Source organism: Olsenella sp. Marseille-QA0557 (assembly GCF_965119725.1).
GTDB classification, from domain to species: Bacteria; Actinomycetota; Coriobacteriia; order Coriobacteriales; family Atopobiaceae; genus Coprovicinus; species Coprovicinus avistercoris.
The window spans coordinates 445,653-460,309 of record NZ_CBCPMI010000001.1 but is presented as its reverse complement, the minus strand read 5'-3'; the positions used below and the strand labels follow the sequence as shown (position 1 = coordinate 460,309).

General features: G+C 49.0%; 15 protein-coding genes and 2 pseudogenes. 12 read left to right on the top strand and 5 right to left on the bottom strand.

The features are described 5' to 3' along the window. The first annotated feature begins 190 nt into the window (after positions 1 to 190). From ACQY6Y_RS02065 to ACQY6Y_RS02045, 5 genes are all read left to right on the top strand, one after another. Complete coding sequence (locus ACQY6Y_RS02065; RefSeq protein WP_428378651.1) at positions 191 to 1,447, top strand: M20 metallopeptidase family protein; 1,257 nt, start codon at positions 191 to 193, stop codon at positions 1,445 to 1,447. Between the two features lie 49 nt (positions 1,448 to 1,496). Further along, positions 1,497 to 2,849 carry an MFS transporter gene (locus ACQY6Y_RS02060; RefSeq protein ID WP_428378650.1) on the top strand — a complete coding sequence of 451 codons (1,353 nt, stop codon included), beginning with the start codon at positions 1,497 to 1,499 and terminating at the stop codon, positions 2,847 to 2,849. Positions 2,850 to 3,079: 230 nt separating this feature from the next. After that, positions 3,080 to 3,871 carry a hypothetical protein gene (locus tag ACQY6Y_RS02055; RefSeq protein ID WP_428378649.1) on the top strand — a complete coding sequence of 264 codons (792 nt, stop codon included), beginning with the start codon at positions 3,080 to 3,082 and terminating at the stop codon, positions 3,869 to 3,871. A gap of 65 nt (positions 3,872 to 3,936) precedes the next feature. Further along, positions 3,937 to 4,362: an FKBP-type peptidyl-prolyl cis-trans isomerase gene (locus tag ACQY6Y_RS02050; protein ID WP_428378648.1), complete on the top strand. Its 426-nt coding sequence runs from the start codon at positions 3,937 to 3,939 to the stop codon at positions 4,360 to 4,362. Positions 4,363 to 4,502: 140 nt separating this feature from the next. Beyond that, on the top strand, positions 4,503 to 4,865 hold the full coding sequence (locus ACQY6Y_RS02045; protein WP_428378647.1) for an arsenate reductase family protein: 363 nt from the start codon (positions 4,503 to 4,505) through the stop codon (positions 4,863 to 4,865). A 20-nt stretch (positions 4,866 to 4,885) separates the two neighbouring features. On the opposite strand, the gene ACQY6Y_RS02040 is transcribed toward ACQY6Y_RS02045, so the two are convergent. Both ACQY6Y_RS02040 and ACQY6Y_RS02035 read right to left on the bottom strand, forming a co-directional pair. Further along, complete coding sequence (locus tag ACQY6Y_RS02040; RefSeq protein WP_428378646.1) at positions 4,886 to 5,362, bottom strand: YbaK/EbsC family protein; 477 nt, start codon at positions 5,360 to 5,362, stop codon at positions 4,886 to 4,888. 135 nt (positions 5,363 to 5,497) lie between these two features. Then, on the bottom strand, positions 5,498 to 6,139 hold the full coding sequence (locus ACQY6Y_RS02035; protein WP_428378645.1) for a hypothetical protein: 642 nt from the start codon (positions 6,137 to 6,139) through the stop codon (positions 5,498 to 5,500). 95 nt (positions 6,140 to 6,234) lie between these two features. Here ACQY6Y_RS02035 and ACQY6Y_RS02030 point away from each other — a divergent pair, with 95 nt between their 5' ends. Then, positions 6,235 to 6,741, top strand: a complete 507-nt coding sequence (locus ACQY6Y_RS02030) for a DNA-deoxyinosine glycosylase (RefSeq protein ID WP_428378644.1) — start codon at positions 6,235 to 6,237, stop codon at positions 6,739 to 6,741. Between the two features lie 232 nt (positions 6,742 to 6,973). Further along, a complete protein-coding gene (locus ACQY6Y_RS02025; RefSeq protein ID WP_428378643.1) occupies positions 6,974 to 8,413 on the top strand; it encodes a D-alanyl-D-alanine carboxypeptidase family protein in 1,440 nt (479 codons plus the stop codon). Here ACQY6Y_RS02025 and ACQY6Y_RS02020 read toward each other — a convergent pair. Beyond that, positions 8,410 to 9,651: an MFS transporter gene (locus tag ACQY6Y_RS02020; protein ID WP_428378642.1), complete on the bottom strand. Its 1,242-nt coding sequence runs from the start codon at positions 9,649 to 9,651 to the stop codon at positions 8,410 to 8,412. The two genes, ACQY6Y_RS02025 and ACQY6Y_RS02020, sit on opposite strands and share 4 nt — an antisense overlap. A gap of 143 nt (positions 9,652 to 9,794) precedes the next feature. Here ACQY6Y_RS02020 and ACQY6Y_RS02015 point away from each other — a divergent pair. Both ACQY6Y_RS02015 and ACQY6Y_RS02010 read left to right on the top strand, forming a co-directional pair. Next, positions 9,795 to 10,406 (top strand): annotated as a pseudogene (locus tag ACQY6Y_RS02015) (aldo/keto reductase); the annotation flags it as partial. Positions 10,407 to 10,502: 96 nt separating this feature from the next. Continuing rightward, complete coding sequence (locus tag ACQY6Y_RS02010; RefSeq protein WP_428379937.1) at positions 10,503 to 10,844, top strand: 4Fe-4S dicluster domain-containing protein; 342 nt, start codon at positions 10,503 to 10,505, stop codon at positions 10,842 to 10,844. A 90-nt stretch (positions 10,845 to 10,934) separates the two neighbouring features. Here the strand turns inward: ACQY6Y_RS02010 and ACQY6Y_RS02005 are convergent. Further along, a pseudogene (locus ACQY6Y_RS02005) lies at positions 10,935 to 11,644 on the bottom strand (B3/B4 domain-containing protein). A 372-nt stretch (positions 11,645 to 12,016) separates the two neighbouring features. On the opposite strand from ACQY6Y_RS02005, the gene ACQY6Y_RS02000 reads away from it, so the two are divergent. Next, positions 12,017 to 12,478 (top strand): hypothetical protein, encoded by a 462-nt coding sequence (locus ACQY6Y_RS02000; protein ID WP_428378641.1) that lies wholly within the window; start codon positions 12,017 to 12,019, stop codon positions 12,476 to 12,478. A gap of 73 nt (positions 12,479 to 12,551) precedes the next feature. Further along, positions 12,552 to 12,896, top strand: coding sequence for a hypothetical protein (locus ACQY6Y_RS01995; RefSeq protein WP_428378640.1), 345 nt, complete (start codon positions 12,552 to 12,554; stop codon positions 12,894 to 12,896). Positions 12,897 to 12,938: 42 nt separating this feature from the next. Here the strand turns inward: ACQY6Y_RS01995 and ACQY6Y_RS01990 are convergent, their stop codons facing one another. After that, positions 12,939 to 14,321: a hypothetical protein gene (locus tag ACQY6Y_RS01990; protein ID WP_428378639.1), complete on the bottom strand. Its 1,383-nt coding sequence runs from the start codon at positions 14,319 to 14,321 to the stop codon at positions 12,939 to 12,941. An 81-nt stretch (positions 14,322 to 14,402) separates the two neighbouring features. Here ACQY6Y_RS01990 and ACQY6Y_RS01985 point away from each other — a divergent pair, with 81 nt between their 5' ends. Continuing rightward, positions 14,403 to 14,618, top strand: a complete 216-nt coding sequence (locus tag ACQY6Y_RS01985; RefSeq protein ID WP_428378638.1) for a hypothetical protein — start codon at positions 14,403 to 14,405, stop codon at positions 14,616 to 14,618. Positions 14,619 to 14,657 lie beyond the last annotated feature (39 nt).

Sequence of the window (14,657 nt, the reverse complement as noted above, 5' to 3'; positions counted from 1 at the left end):
CATAAAGTTGATTTTTCAAACAGAACTCGGTGTATTGCTCTTGGCAGTGCAAAGAAGCTGGTAGGGTGTATTGCACTTATAGTTTGCTTATAGGCTATTCGTGCAAGGACAGTACGACAAGATTGCGCACAGGATTCATTGAATTAAATCCTGTGCGCTGAGGTCGAACCAAGATTTGGAGGCAAACCATATGAGCGCGGACGGCATTAGCAAGGTGCATCGTCTTGCTCAGCAGCTTTTGGACGAGGCTCGAAGTTTGCAGGAAAACATCCTGGCAGACCGCCGCTGTTTGCATCAGCAACCTGAAGTAGGCATGAATATACCCGAGACCGCTTCATATGTTGAGCAACGCCTGGATGAGCTGGAGATACCTTGGACTCCTTGCGGTAAAGTGGCACCCGAGCTCACGCAGGTATACGAGGCATTGGGGTATCCAAATATAACAACTTCAACGGGCGTAGTGGGCACCATTGGCAATGTTGGTCCTTGCATCTTACTTCGCGCCGATATGGATGCTCTTCCGATTGTTGAGGAAAATGACCTGCCGTTTTGCTCTGATCGTACATGTAGTCATATGTGCGGACATGATGCACACACAGCCATGCTGCTCGCGGCAGCGAAGATTCTCAAGCAACATGAGAATGAGCTTCAGGGTACGGTAAAACTTATGTTCCAGCCGGGTGAGGAGCTTGGCGCTGGATCGCGCACCATGATCGAAGACGGCCTTTTAGAGAACCCGCATGTAGATGCTGCTTTTGGCCTGCATATTATGGCAACCGAACCAGTTGGTCAGATTTCTTATGCTCCCGGAGTATCAAGCACATCATTGGATACCTTTACGGTGACAATTCAGGGGCACGGTGGCCACACATCAGCACCGCAGCAGTGTGTTGATCCGCTTATGGTAGCAAACCAAATCTATCAGGCACTTAATTTGCTGATGACTCGTGAAGTTGATCCTGCAGCCGCAATAACGCTTTCCTGTGGTGCACTTCAGGCAGGTACAGTTCCCAATATATTGCCTGATACTGCTGACCTTAAGTTTGGAATACGGAGTCTCAATGTGGCAGCTCGCGAACATGTGCTTAAGCGCATTCCGGAGCTTGTTGATGCCTATGCACATGCATGGCGCGCTTCGGCAAAAGTAGCAATGTTTAATTGTCCGAGTGTTATTACCGATCCTATGCTAGCTGCAAATGTCTTGCCTGCGCTTGAGTTTGTTGCTGGACCGGGGAAGGTGCATGAAACTGCGCCTATGGCAGCTACCGAAGACTTTTCCTATGTATCTAAAGCGGTGCCGAGCTTCTTTGCTATTTTGGGCGCTGGCGGTCCCGATTGGGCGCCACATCACAATCCTCATATGAAGATCGATGAGAGCGTCTTATGGATGGGCGCTGCTTTACATGCTGTAGTTGCTGTCTCTTGGCTTGCTTGTCATAGCAACTGAGTTTTTGAGAGTGTATATATTGCCGCTCCAGAGAGAAGGGAAGTCCTCAATGTTTTCGACTACTCCAGCTGCTTCTCAGCGGCGACCTTACTATGGCTGGCTGCTTGTTATTGCCGGTTTTCTTATTATGGGGACATGCTATACCACGATGGTAAGTGGCATGTCGCTCTTCCAGCCTCACATTGTTCAGGATCTTGACATTACCGTGGGCACCTATAACCTGGCAAATTCCATGTCAACACTCGTCTCAATTGTGGGATCGCTTGTAATTGGCAATGTTGTAGACCACGTTGATGGTCGTATTTTGGGTGGATTATCAGTTGCTATTACCGCAGCCGCTCTTGTTGGTTTTGCAAGTACATCTGCTGCGTGGCAATTGTTTGTCCTGTTTGCCATTGATGGTTTGGTTATCGTTGCAGGAACTCGCCTGCTTATTTCTATCGTACTAACGAATTGGTTCACACTTAAACAAGGCCTGGCGGTGGCAGTAGCACTCAGTGGTTCGGGCTTTGGTGGGGCTATTTTCTCTCCAGTTGTAAGTTCACTCATTGCCTCCATTGGTTGGCGCTCATCGTTTTTGGTGCTTGCCGTTGTGTGCTTTGTGATTGCATTTCCAATTACGGTCATTGTGTTTCACAGTCGTCCTTCGGATTTGGGCCTTGTCCCCTATGGCGCTGATATGGCCAACCAGGACTCAGCAAAGGGTAAGCGTGCGAAAGATACGCCCGTTGATATCGAAGTGAATTGGAGTCATGTGTGGCGTCATCCATCATTCTGGCTTATGGTTGCTGGCTTTATGGTGATGGGCGTTATTAATGGTGCGGCTATTCCTAATTCCATTACCAACATGACCGCCGTTACGGTAGATGGACAGCAGATTATTACGGGCGGACATGACATGTCCTTCGCAAGCGCCATTTATTCTTTCAACATGATCGTAGTGCTTGTTTCTAAGATTCTTACGGGATGGCTGTATGACCGTTTTGGTGTACGTACAGGCATTATTGTGGGAAGTGCGGCGTGTCTTATCGGTTCAGTGGGTTTGTGCTTTGCGGCAACAAATTGGGGACCCGTGGTCTCGGCAATTTTCTTTGGCTTTGGAACCTGCATGGGTACGGTTGCTCCGTCGCTGGTGGCGGTTCGTTGCTATGGTCCGAAGGATGTAGGGCGTATTACCGGCTGGCTTACAAGTCTCGAAATGCTTGGATATGCGTTTGGAACGATGCTTTCCGGCGCTATCTTCGACGCATTCCAGTCGTTTATTCCCATGTGGGTTATTTCTTGTGTTGGCTCTGTTGTTATGCTTGTACTTCTGCTTGCTGCTGCTCCTGCCGCTCATGCACTCGTCAAGTACTTGCGTGAGCATGGTGCTCCGCGCTTGAGCTATGGCAAAGCTCGCTGAGCAGGATTACATAATTTGTATCATTGGGGGGTTGCACGGTATGACTCTGGCCAATCTCATTGCTGTGTCGTTCGAACTACTGTAAAGACAAGCAGTGCAAATTTTTTTATCTATTCAAAAACACTTATTCAAGTAATTTTCCCGTGCCATAACTATGCACAGGCACTGCAACACGTTGCAAAAGACGTACCAACAAGCACTGTGCATGTAAATAGGGGAAGGTGGCACACATGGGAACGCAGCCAACAGATTTACTTGCTGGAATTACAACCGCACATGATTTAATGCATCAAATAGTTGGACTTCAAAATCGTATTAACCAGATGACTTCGCGCTATGCAGTTAAAGAAGAAAGAAAAACAAAGAGACACCCCGTTTTATATGCGGTGCTCGGTTTCTTGATTGCATTTACGGCAATTACCAGCACGCCGCTCAAAGTAATTACCTACCCTCTTACCATCCCATTTTTTGCTATGGGAGGCACGGGCAGCCAGGTGACCGTGTGGAATATCATCAACCTCTGTGTTTCGGCCATTATTGGAGCTGTGCTGTATGGTGTCATTGCTCGCTCAGCTGATAAGAGCCGCAGTCAGGTAAACGCAAATATCGATAGGAATAATGCTCGTATAGAGGCTAACAACCAGGCTATCACGCAAAATATCGAGCAAACCAAACAGCAAATATTTGCCGTGCAACGTCGTTGGGCACATGAGGTTGCTCCGTGGTATCCGATGGACTACGACAATATCGCCGCCGTTGATTTCTTTCTCTCCGCCGTCCGCAACCACCGAGCGACGACCGTTCAGGAGATGGTTAACCTCTATGAGAGTGAGATGCATCAGCGTCGCATGGAGGCTGGGCAGCAACAGATGATCAACCAACAGCGCATTGGCAATATGCTGCAAATTGGCAACTTGTTTATGCAGGGCAGAATTCTCAATCAGGCACAGCAAATCAACGCCAACACCGCAGGTGTGAAGGATAATCTCGACTGGATGACACGTGTCATGGGTAAACATTAAGGGATGCGTCTGCTAGTCCCATCTGTCACAATCAGACATTACAGACCCCAACCGAAGGAAATCATATGAGTAACGAGGGCAAGAAGGTTAAAGTCCACTATGTAGGCACGCTCGACGACGGAACAAAGTTCGATTCTTCGCGTGATCGCGGTGAGCCACTGGCATTTACCTGCATGGCAGGTCAGATGATTAAGGGCTTCGATGAGGCTGTGCGCGATATGGAAGTTGGCCAGGTGGTTGATGTTCATCTCGAGCCTGCAGAGGCTTACGGTGAGCGAGACGAGCGTCTGGTGCAGACAATTCCGCTCGATCAGCTTCCCGGTGCTGAAGAGCTTTCCGTGGGCCAGCGTGTCATGCTTTCCGGTCCAATGGGTCAGCCACTGCCTGCTTCAGTCGTCGCTAAGGACGATACAAACATTACGTTCGACCTCAATCACGAGATGGCAGGTAAGGCTCTTAACTTCAATATCGAGCTTCTCGAGGTTGAATAAAACACACAGTGAGGTAATGGCGCTCTTGCACAAGGAAGAGCGCCATTTTAGCCGCTTCTTTGTTGAGGTGAGAAAGCTTAGACTTTTCTCACCTCAGAGCAAGAGCTGATAAGAGTCTCTTTTCACGGAAAGGCAGACCAATGACAGTGCTTTTTGTTGAATACCCCAAGTGTTCTACGTGCAAAAAAGCAAAAGCATGGCTCGATGAGCATGGCATTGCATATGAAGATCGTCATATTGTCGAGCAGAACCCTTCCGCAGAGGAGCTAGCCCTTTGGCAGAAGCGTTCTGGTTTGCCTCTTCGCCGCTTCTTCAATACGAGTGGACAAAAATATCGCGCGCTCGGTGTTAAGGCACTGTTGGATGCTGGTATGTCAGACGAAGAAGCGTTTGAGCTTCTCGCAAGTGATGGCATGTTGGTAAAGCGTCCGCTTGTTGTAGGTGATACCTTCGTTTTGGTTGGCTTCCGTGAGAAAGAATGGGAAGCACAGCTTTTACCGTAAAAGCACCCAAACGAGGGCTATTACTCAGCCTGAGGAAGCTTGCACACATCAATCCAGCTACAAGGAGCGCAAAGTTCTTCGAGTTCAGAACAGCTGAGCTCAATGGCACTGTTGGAGCTGCCACAGGCTGGATATACCGTTGGGAAGCGTTTGAGGGATTCGTCGAGATAGATATCGCATCCATCGTTCACAGCAAAGGGACAAACGCCTCCAACCGCGTGGCCAATGAGCTTCTCAGCATCTTCGGCTTTGAGCATTTTTGCCTTGGTGTGAAATTGTGCTTTGAACTTGGGGTTATCAATGCGTGCATCACCTGCGGCAACGACTAACGCTACGCGATCGCCCACATAAAACGAAAGGGTCTTTGCAATGCGAGCAGGCTCGCAGCCAACGGCTTGAGCCGCAAGTTCTACGGTTGCGCTTGAGGTTTCGAACTCCATAATACGATCGGCCATACCGCGTTCTGCCATGAATGTTCTGACCTTCTCGATTGCCATAACAAAAACCCCTTATGAGATAAAACATTGTGATTTATGGCAGTACGGTATAGCAAATATGCTGAATGTGCCAGTAAAGAATATGAGGTTGCCTGCCCGAGATGAGGTTGTGAGCAAGCAGACCTCACCGAGTGCTTAAGACAAGAGCAACTTACAAGCTAAACCCCAGAGCACTTTGGGAATGCCAGGATGTGCATAGAGAAGATGTGAGTCGGCTTGTCCTTTGAGTGCTGTTTGAGATCTGACAGCCGCAATAAGCGTATCGAGCGTTTCTGATATGGGGCGACGAAGAATTCCCATGCGGGGTTGATGTGCGAGATAGGTTGTGAATTCTGCTCCGCCTATGGCAACCCCGCCCATCCAACGCTCCTGAGCAATACGAGCTAAAGAGGCGAGATAAGGTGTGGCAAGGGTGGGATCTGGTCCATCGGTGCTGCAAATGGTATAGACGCGAGCATGAGGCGGCAGCTGTTCGAGAAGTGAAGCGAACTGTCTGTTTGTATCGTCAAAAGCTGTTTGCATATCTTGGTTGGTGCAACCCACAACAAGGCAGTCACATGTTTGAAGTGTTTGAGTGCTCGTAGTATTATCAGGGGCTTTGCCAGACCAGTTAAAGGTGAGTATCTCTGGAGGTGGCATTTCAGCACCCTTAATTGTTTGTGCAGCCAGTTGGGAGTAGGCAAGCGTTGCCTCAACAAAGTCGGAAAGGAGCCAGTGAAGTGCCCTATGGCTCTCTTTACCATCGATGCATGTAAGGGCAACCTGAGTAGCATGCATGAGCTTCACTCCTTTCACAAGATAGGTTGGTCTGTGGCTAACACAATGCAGTATGTTTTACCCATATGAGTTGTCCAACTCACAAGAGAGGGACTATGGAATCAGAGCTTGTAATTCATACGTTAGATCCCGTGTTTGATAACAACTCACGGGTACTTGTTCTGGGCACTATGCCCTCTCCAAAGTCCCGTGAACAGCACTTCTATTATGCCAATCCTCGAAACCGTTTTTGGCGTGTCATGGAGCAGCTTTTCTCTCTCAGGGATCAGGCATTATCAGAAAACAAAGCTCGTTGTGAGTTTTTGCTTGCACATCACATTGCGCTTTGGGATGTATTGCACGCATGCCAGATCGCTGGTGCTTCTGATGCTAGTATTGCCAACCCACAACCAAATGACCTTGTGCGCATTGTCTCGCAAGCGCCAATTGCGCACATTTTTACAACAGGAACGACTGCGTACCATCTCTATCGAAAGTTATGTGAGCAGCGGGTGGGTATGAGCGCTACGCCACTTCCTTCTACAAGCCCTGCAAACGCACGGATGCGGCTGGACGATTTAGTGGAAGCATATCGCCCAATTGTTGATGCATTGCAAGCTTAAAAGGGCAGACATGCCAGGTGGTATGAATTGCTTTACGTGTTGTATAACCATGCCTCAAATACTCTTTTATCATGCTTCATCTTTATAACGATGTGTTTATCTCGCCTGCCAAAAGAGTTCTGAGATGTTACTCTCGAAGGAACCTTCGGTCGGCCGCACAGGTTTGAGCCGTAGATAAATGAACACTAATCACACTTCGTTAGACCCAAGGCGGTTTACCAGGGAGAGCACTATGGAATGGCGTACGGCTATAGCCAAGCATCATGTCTCGGACTCTACGCCCGCAAGCAAGACTGTTTTGAAGGAACGGCGCGCTGATGCGCGGGTTCTGCCGTGGCTTTTCTCGCTGTTGATTGTGGTATGTGCCCTCTGCTTACCCGTTACGGCACTTGCAGCCGATGACCCCCAAATTCAAGGCACGGCGGCTTTGTTAGTCGAGCCTGAAACAGGCACGGTGCTGTATGAGAAAAATGCCGATGAGCAGCGCTATCCCGCCTCGATGACAAAGATCATGACAGCATTGGTGGTACTTGAAAATGCACAGCTCACTGACCAAGTTACTATGACCGATGCTGATTTTGCAGGTCTGCCTGTGGATAGTTCGATGGCAGGTTTTGAGCCGGGAGAAACGCTCACGGTTGAAGAGCTGCTCTATGGCCTGCTCTTGCCGTCGGGCAATGAAGCATCATACGCACTTGCGCGCTATGTGGGCGGTGGTTCTGTAGACACCTTTGTTCAGATGATGAATGACAAAGCAGCAGAGCTCGGCTGTGATCATACACACTTTGTTAACCCGTGCGGTTTGCATGATCCAAATCATTACACGACCGCTCGCGACCTCTATCGCATTATGTCTGCCGCTATGGAAAATGAGACATTTGCAAAGATTGTCGCTACGCCGGTTTACAACATGCCTGCAACGAATCTTCAGCAAGCTCGAGAAATTAAAAACTCCAATGAGCTTCTCGACAAGGAATCTTCGGCGTATCTGGCTTCTGCCAATGGTATTAAAAGTGGCAACACGTATGAGGCTGGCAGATGCTTAGCTGCTTCAGCAGCAACAGACAATATGAAGCTCTACTCGGTCGTTATGGGCTGTGCAGATGTGCCCTACGGCGAAACGCCTCCGAGCATGACGGAATCTAAGCGCCTTTTGGAGTGGGGCTTTGCCAACTATGCAAACACAACTGTTGTAGAGGAAGGCGAAGAGGTTAAGGTTCAGCTTGTTACTGACTCTGCAGATAATCAGACCCTGAGCATTGTTGCTAATAATTCTCTCGTAGAACCTCTGCCGTCAGATATCAATACTGACGATATTGTCGCTACGTATGATCTCCCAGATGAATATGTAGCCCCTATCGAGCAGGGCACCTATTTAGGAACAGTCACCTATACATATAACGACGAGGTGCTCGGTGAAGTTGATCTTGTTGCTGGCAACGATGTGGAAATTTCTCCCATTGCGCTTGTGCGAAACACACTGCACGGCGTGCTCTCCAACAGGAATTTGATGATTGGCGTGGCAGGCGGTGTAGTGGCGCTCGTGGTTTTGGTGGTATCGCTGTGCGTATGGCGCCATATTCGTCGTCGCAACGCTGGCAGCCACAGCGCGGCTTCTTCTCCTAAGAAAGGAACGAAGTCGAGCAGTGGTGGCAGCCATATGCGCAGCTAGTTCTTACGCATAAACCGACGGAGTGCAATCCCGCCAAGGACTACTTGCAAAATCATTAACACGCCACCGGCGATCCAAAGGCCCAGGTAGCCACCTGCGGCAACAATGATGCTGCCAATCGAGCTACCGACGCCTCCTCCTGCAAACACACCAAGACCCACAAGTCCGGTGCAGAGTCCCGCCTGAGTAGGATCAGCATCCATTGAGAGAGACACCAAGGTGGGCTGGACAAGGATATAGCCCATACCAAGTGCTCCGGCGGCGAGTAGTGCTACGGGCCATGCTCCTACGAGCGATACCGCAATGAGTGCTCCTACAGCAATAAGGCCAGAAGTTTCGCCCACGGCAATAACGCGCAATGGTCCACCAGAAGCTCCAATCTTTCCAGAAAGGGCGCCTCCCACCAGGCACATGACGCCATAAAGCATCATGATAAGGCCAGCTTCGGTGGAGCCGAGGCCGCAGCGTTCAGAGAGAAAGGTTCCCATAAAGCCGTAGATGCCGAGAAAAGCAATGCCTGTCGTACAGGCGGTGAGAAAAACTGCACGATGGGGACCAAAAAAGAGTCGAAGCGCACGAGTGAGAAAAGGCTTCTGCGCTTCAGAAATGTGAGAACTACTTTTGGTGGGCATTGTTGGGTTGTTGAGGGCATCCCGCGATTTAGTTTTCAACGTCAGGACAGGTTCGCGCAGCGTAAAAAGACCGGCGAGGGCAATAAGTGCTAGAACACCAAAGCAGCAAAAAGCAGCGCGCCAGCTAATAAGATCAGTAATGATGCCACCTAGGCCAGATGAGAGTCCTTGTCCCGTAAAGGTAATGCCCATCAGTAAGCCAACAGCAGCTCCGCGATTCTCATGACCAACAACGTTGCCCACAAAAGCTTGCGCAACAGAAATAATGCCTGCTGCAAAACAGCCGGTAAGAATTCTGGCAGCTATAAGAAAGGGGAGTGTTGGACAGAGAGCGCAAAGAAAGGTGCCAATAGCTAAACCAGCAACTATCACGCGTAATACTCTCAGACGACCGAGTCTATCTCCAATTGTTCCGCATACGGGCTGCAATACACCGTATGGCACAAGATATGCGCTGAGAATAACGGCGGCAGCTGAGGCGGCAACGTTCAGCCCGCTGGCAATAGCAGGAAGTGCTGGTGATACAAACCAATTGTCAGCTGCTGAAACAAGTCCGCAGAATCCAAGCGTGACAATAACGTGCAGTTGTGATGAGGTAAAACGCATGAGAGGCTCCAGATTTTATCCGGCATAAACGGATAGTACGTACAGGCACGAGTGCATCGTAAGTCTAACGCTCTTGGGCAGAACAGTTTTGTGTTGTGGTTCGAGAGATTTTGCCGGACCACCTTCTATGACTTGGTGGCGCTCAGCTGGGAGCAACCGAGCATCATGAGGCAGTAGCAACCTATGTGGAATCATTTCAATCGGGAATTAACTTCGTTGATTTGGCGGCTGGACATGCTCCTCTGTTTTCAGCACTTGCTGAGGCAATGCGTGAAGTTGGTCCTACCGCTCGTGAGCAGCTGTATTTTCAGATGCATTTTGGCGCGAACTATGTTTCGCCTCAGGTTGAATACGGCTGGACAACCAATTTGGACGCTATGAAGCGCTCAATAGATTGGGAATTATCGGTACTTGGAACTGTCTATATTGATTTCGGCCTCATTCACTGCATTGATGAGACATCAGATTTGAATCAATACGTTGCTTCAGGCGCACTCGATTATGTTCGCACCCTACATGACCAGGGAATTATTCATCATATTGGTCTTTCGATCCACAATCCCGAGCTTGCGAATCGTGTGCTTGATCTTGGGATAATCGATCTCATGATGTTTAGTATCAATCCGGTGTATGACTATGGCAAAGGCATCTATGGCTTGGGCACGTCTGCTGAGCGACAAGCGCTTTATCAGCGGTGTGTTGATGAGGGCGTGGGTATTTCGGTTATGAAGGCCTTTGCTGGAGGTCAGCTGCTTGATGCAACACGTTCACCATTCCACCAGGCACTTACACGCTACCAGTGCTTGCAGTACGCGCTCGATACTCCTGGTGTTGTTTGCGTAGTTCCTGGCGTGTGCGATAGAAAAGATTTACATGAGTTACTCGGATTCTTTGAAGCTTCAGATAAAGAGCGTGATTACTCAGTCTTATCGGACCTTGCGCCAGAAAACGCTGCTGGGAGATGCGTGTACTGCAATCATTGTGCACCTTGTCCGCAGGGGATACATATTGGATTGGTGAACAAGTACTACGACCTTACACTTGCTGGTGATGTGCTCGCTCAGGAACATTATGCAAAGCTGGAGCGCAAAGCCGGAGATTGCGTAAGTTGTGGCCATTGCAATTCTCGGTGCCCCTTTGGTGTGGATCAGGTTGCTCGCATGCACGAGATTGCTTCGTATTTTGGAGCGTAGGACGACGGTATTAACGCGCAATAGCCCTCGCAAGTGCGAGGGCTATTTTCTGTCTCTATTTCATTCACTGTTGCATGTATCAACAGTCGCTTAAGCCGAAATAACAGCTGAGCGTGATTCAGAGGTAATGAGCTGCTTTACTGTGATTGTGGCACCTAAATACTGCTCTACAAGATCTGCAAGCTCATCAATGGCGGCTTGGCAATCCTCTATACGCTCCGGTTCAACGCATTCTTCGAAGTGTCCGTGAGCGCTGTTCGTGCGCCATCGCGCCAGTTCCAGCAACGGCATACTGCCCCAGCATTGTCGCAATAACACAGCTCACCAGGGAGTGTGGGATCATCATGTTCGTTCTCGCCGAGCGGCAAGAAGGTGTCGCCACCTTCGGTAATTCCCAGGCGCAAATCACCCTCAAATGTATCGATGTCTTCTCCGCCCACGGGGAGGGCATACTTGAGTGAGACAGCGTTATAGATATCAACTGATGGCGTAATGTGACCTACAGGATTGCCCTTAAGCACACGCTTTAAGAGGTTTTCGATAGAGCTTCGGACGCTCTTCTTTGTCTTGAATTTTCGGTATGCCTCACGCCAAGCTTTTACCGGTGCGTTCTCGGAGATGGTGTCACTCGTAAGATGACGCTTGGCAAGTTCGTTAGCGCGGTCGAGTAATTGTTCTATCTCAGCAGCGTCTTCTGGAGACACTTCATCTGTGGGTTTCATGCCTTCAGCTACCACGATGCCGATTGCAGCATCGGGAAAGAGCTGCCAGAACGAATTCTCAGCAGTGAACTGTTTCATGAGATGTTCCTTTCTATGCATATGACCTGTAGTCGATGCAGCATTCCTTGAGGAGCTTGAGAAACGCAAAACGCGTGCATACCGACCATCTTCTATGCCCTACGATGTCGGCTTGCACGCGTTTGCGTTGTCCCATTCGGGAATGGGACTTCTCTGTTGGACCGTATGATACCCGCGGCGTATTTCAGCGTCAAAATTGTCTGCTTATCTTCAGAGTCTAAACCCTAACGCCTTTCTCAAATTTTTTTACCCCTTCAAAATCTCTATTTAGGATTATTCAAATTTCTATACTCAAAAGTGTCGAAAGGCACCAAGAGCAAAGCAGCTCAGACAAGGAATTACAAGCTGGGTGTAGATGAGAAAGGACCGACTATGAGATACGATTTCAAGCCTGAATACCAGTTTTTTGAGCAAAAATTCACTGGTAGTTCCCCTGAGATGGTTGAATCACTCGTTGCACGTTTTCTCGTGGAAATTCCCAGAATCGCTGAGGAGGAGTGGGGCATTCCAATAACGGTTCGACGTGATGATATTGACGCTGGTGGACTTATGGGTGGACTTAAGAAGCTTGCAAAGGTATCCGACGGGTCAGAGAACATGATGCCCACCATAGTCATAAGCTCCAACGATCATAAGGAGTATGCACGAGTTATCGTGGTGTTTAAGCCTATGGGTCGGGTGTGCGATTTCCAGATTTGCCAATATGGACCCGTATCAGGAAATTATCAGCGTGTTGTTCAGCGCAAACTTCTGGCAAATAAGCGTGCCTTTGAGGAAGAGAAAAACTTCTACGAAGCAATGATTCAGATTGCACGCGATCTCATGTGCCAGTAGGAGCAAAACACCTCAACTGTTTTTGGTAGCTCCAACATCGTTCTCATAACTTGCCTTGAGGAAAGGATAAACAATGAATAAGCGTATCGTTTCTGTTGCTATCCCTATCATTCTTGAGATTATTGCCTTCTTTGTTGCTGCACAAGTTGCACCCCAAGCAGCGGCTGTATCCGGAGATTCCAGTGCCTCATTCGCTGCTATTGGAAATGTGTTAATGGCGGTTGGTCTCGGCTTTGTCGCAGGTATTTTTGCCATTGTATCCAGCGTCCATAATGGAGGAAATCCACTGGGAGCGTTTCTCTGCATTCTCTTTTCGCTTATCTGCCTGCTCTTCTTCAGTTTATCTCAGGCCAACATGTCATTTGCCATTATCTCTATCATTTTCTTTGCTATTCCGATGCGCAAAGCCTTTATCTAACGTAAATGTGGGATGGCGTTGCAAAGCAGACAAATCTGGAGTCTAGTGCCTTTGTTGAGCCATCTGTTTGAGCTGCTCGCGCCTTTTAACGGTAAGAAGTTTCTGAATATTCAGCCCTTCTTTTCTGCAGCGCATAAGCAGCTGAGCATGCCATCCCTCCTGCTCAATGGCATCATCAACCGTGTGTTTAAGTGCTGGCCAAGACTCAAGGTCTCTGCGAACCTTTGCCTGTCCTGTTGATGGTGTGTCCTGTTCAAAGTAACGATGGGCCAAGATAGTAACGTCGTCACCCGATAGAAAGTCCTGACGCAAAGCATCACGACGACGGCGAGAACGTTCATTTTTAGCTGCAGTTTTGCATGCTTCGCTACAAAAACGTCGGTCGATGCCGCGGTGTCCTACAAGCGAAAAAGGCTTACGGCAACGAGCACAATACCCAATACGTGCCACATCGAGCTTGCACGAGAAGTCATACCAAAGCCAACTGAGATAATTACCAAAGCTTAAATGGCCAGTTTTCTCATCAGCGGCAAAAACATCCACACGTGCATTTTGCAGATGGGCAGCAACGAGGGTGTGAACAGCAGAGGCGAGTGAAGGCAGGTCATTTTCATCTATGGGTTGTTCGGTGCTGAGAAGATCTACATCAGAGGAAAACTCGTAGGCACTTTTTTCTGCTGTGCTCGTACGTGACAGTCCAAAGCGCACTGCGGCCTCAGCATCAACTTCCTCGCCAAATTCAAGCACACGGGAAAGTAAAAGATAGTCCGAAAGAGACATTTCTTGTTCAAATGAGGCGACGATAAGATCGACCACACTGGAGCCATCTTCAAGGTCATCACACATAAGGAAGGAATAGTTGATGCGACCACCGCGGATTTCTCGACGTACAAAGGCGGCACCACACATCTCTTTTGCGTAGTGGGATTCAACCAGGCGAGAGATGGTGAGAAGGTCGAATGTTGCACCAGTTCGAGGGTTTGATACGGTGCGTTTTACCAAATTCCCCAGCACTACCGATGCTTGCACAGGCATGCTGCCATTTACGAATTCCTGCAATACCAGTGCTAAGTTTGCGATGAGGGCAGCCGAACTCCAGGCAAACAAAGATTCGACAGTTGATGTCCCAAAGAGTGGCCCAGACTTTAGCGCGAAATCCAAAAGGGCGTTACGGAATACCTCAATGCGTCCCTGCTGTTGTGAGACACACATGGTTAGACCAAGCAGATCAAGGTCATCTTCACTGGCGGTGTTCTCGTCAGAAAACAGTGAGATTGCCGTAGGAGGAAGAGGATCAAAGCGAAAAGCCGTGCAGGATTCAAGCGGGCATGGCGTGTTGTTTGATATGGGCACTACAGCCGAGCAGGGTATTTTCCCACGTGATGTTCTGGTCTGTGCGAATGGATCCACGCTCTGACCTTTCACCTGGACGCTCTTTAAACACCGCAATCATACAACGAACGGTGTGTACCTCAGGGTAGCACTGAAAGGCAAGTGGAGGCTTTTATGAAATGCAGTATCTGCGGTAAAGTATCGCCAGATTACTGCACGTTCTGCTCGGTATGTGGGGCAAAGCTTGAAGTAGTTGGCGAGGACGTACGTTCAAAGGAAGCTCTAGAAATGCAAGCGTTACCTGGAGATCCTTTACGTCCGCAGGAGCGTGTTACGCGAGAAGTGCAACAACGTTCGAGTCAATTACAAATGCCGAGAAACGTCCAGTAATCGCACATCTGTTCAACAAAGATGAGCAAACTAACAAGG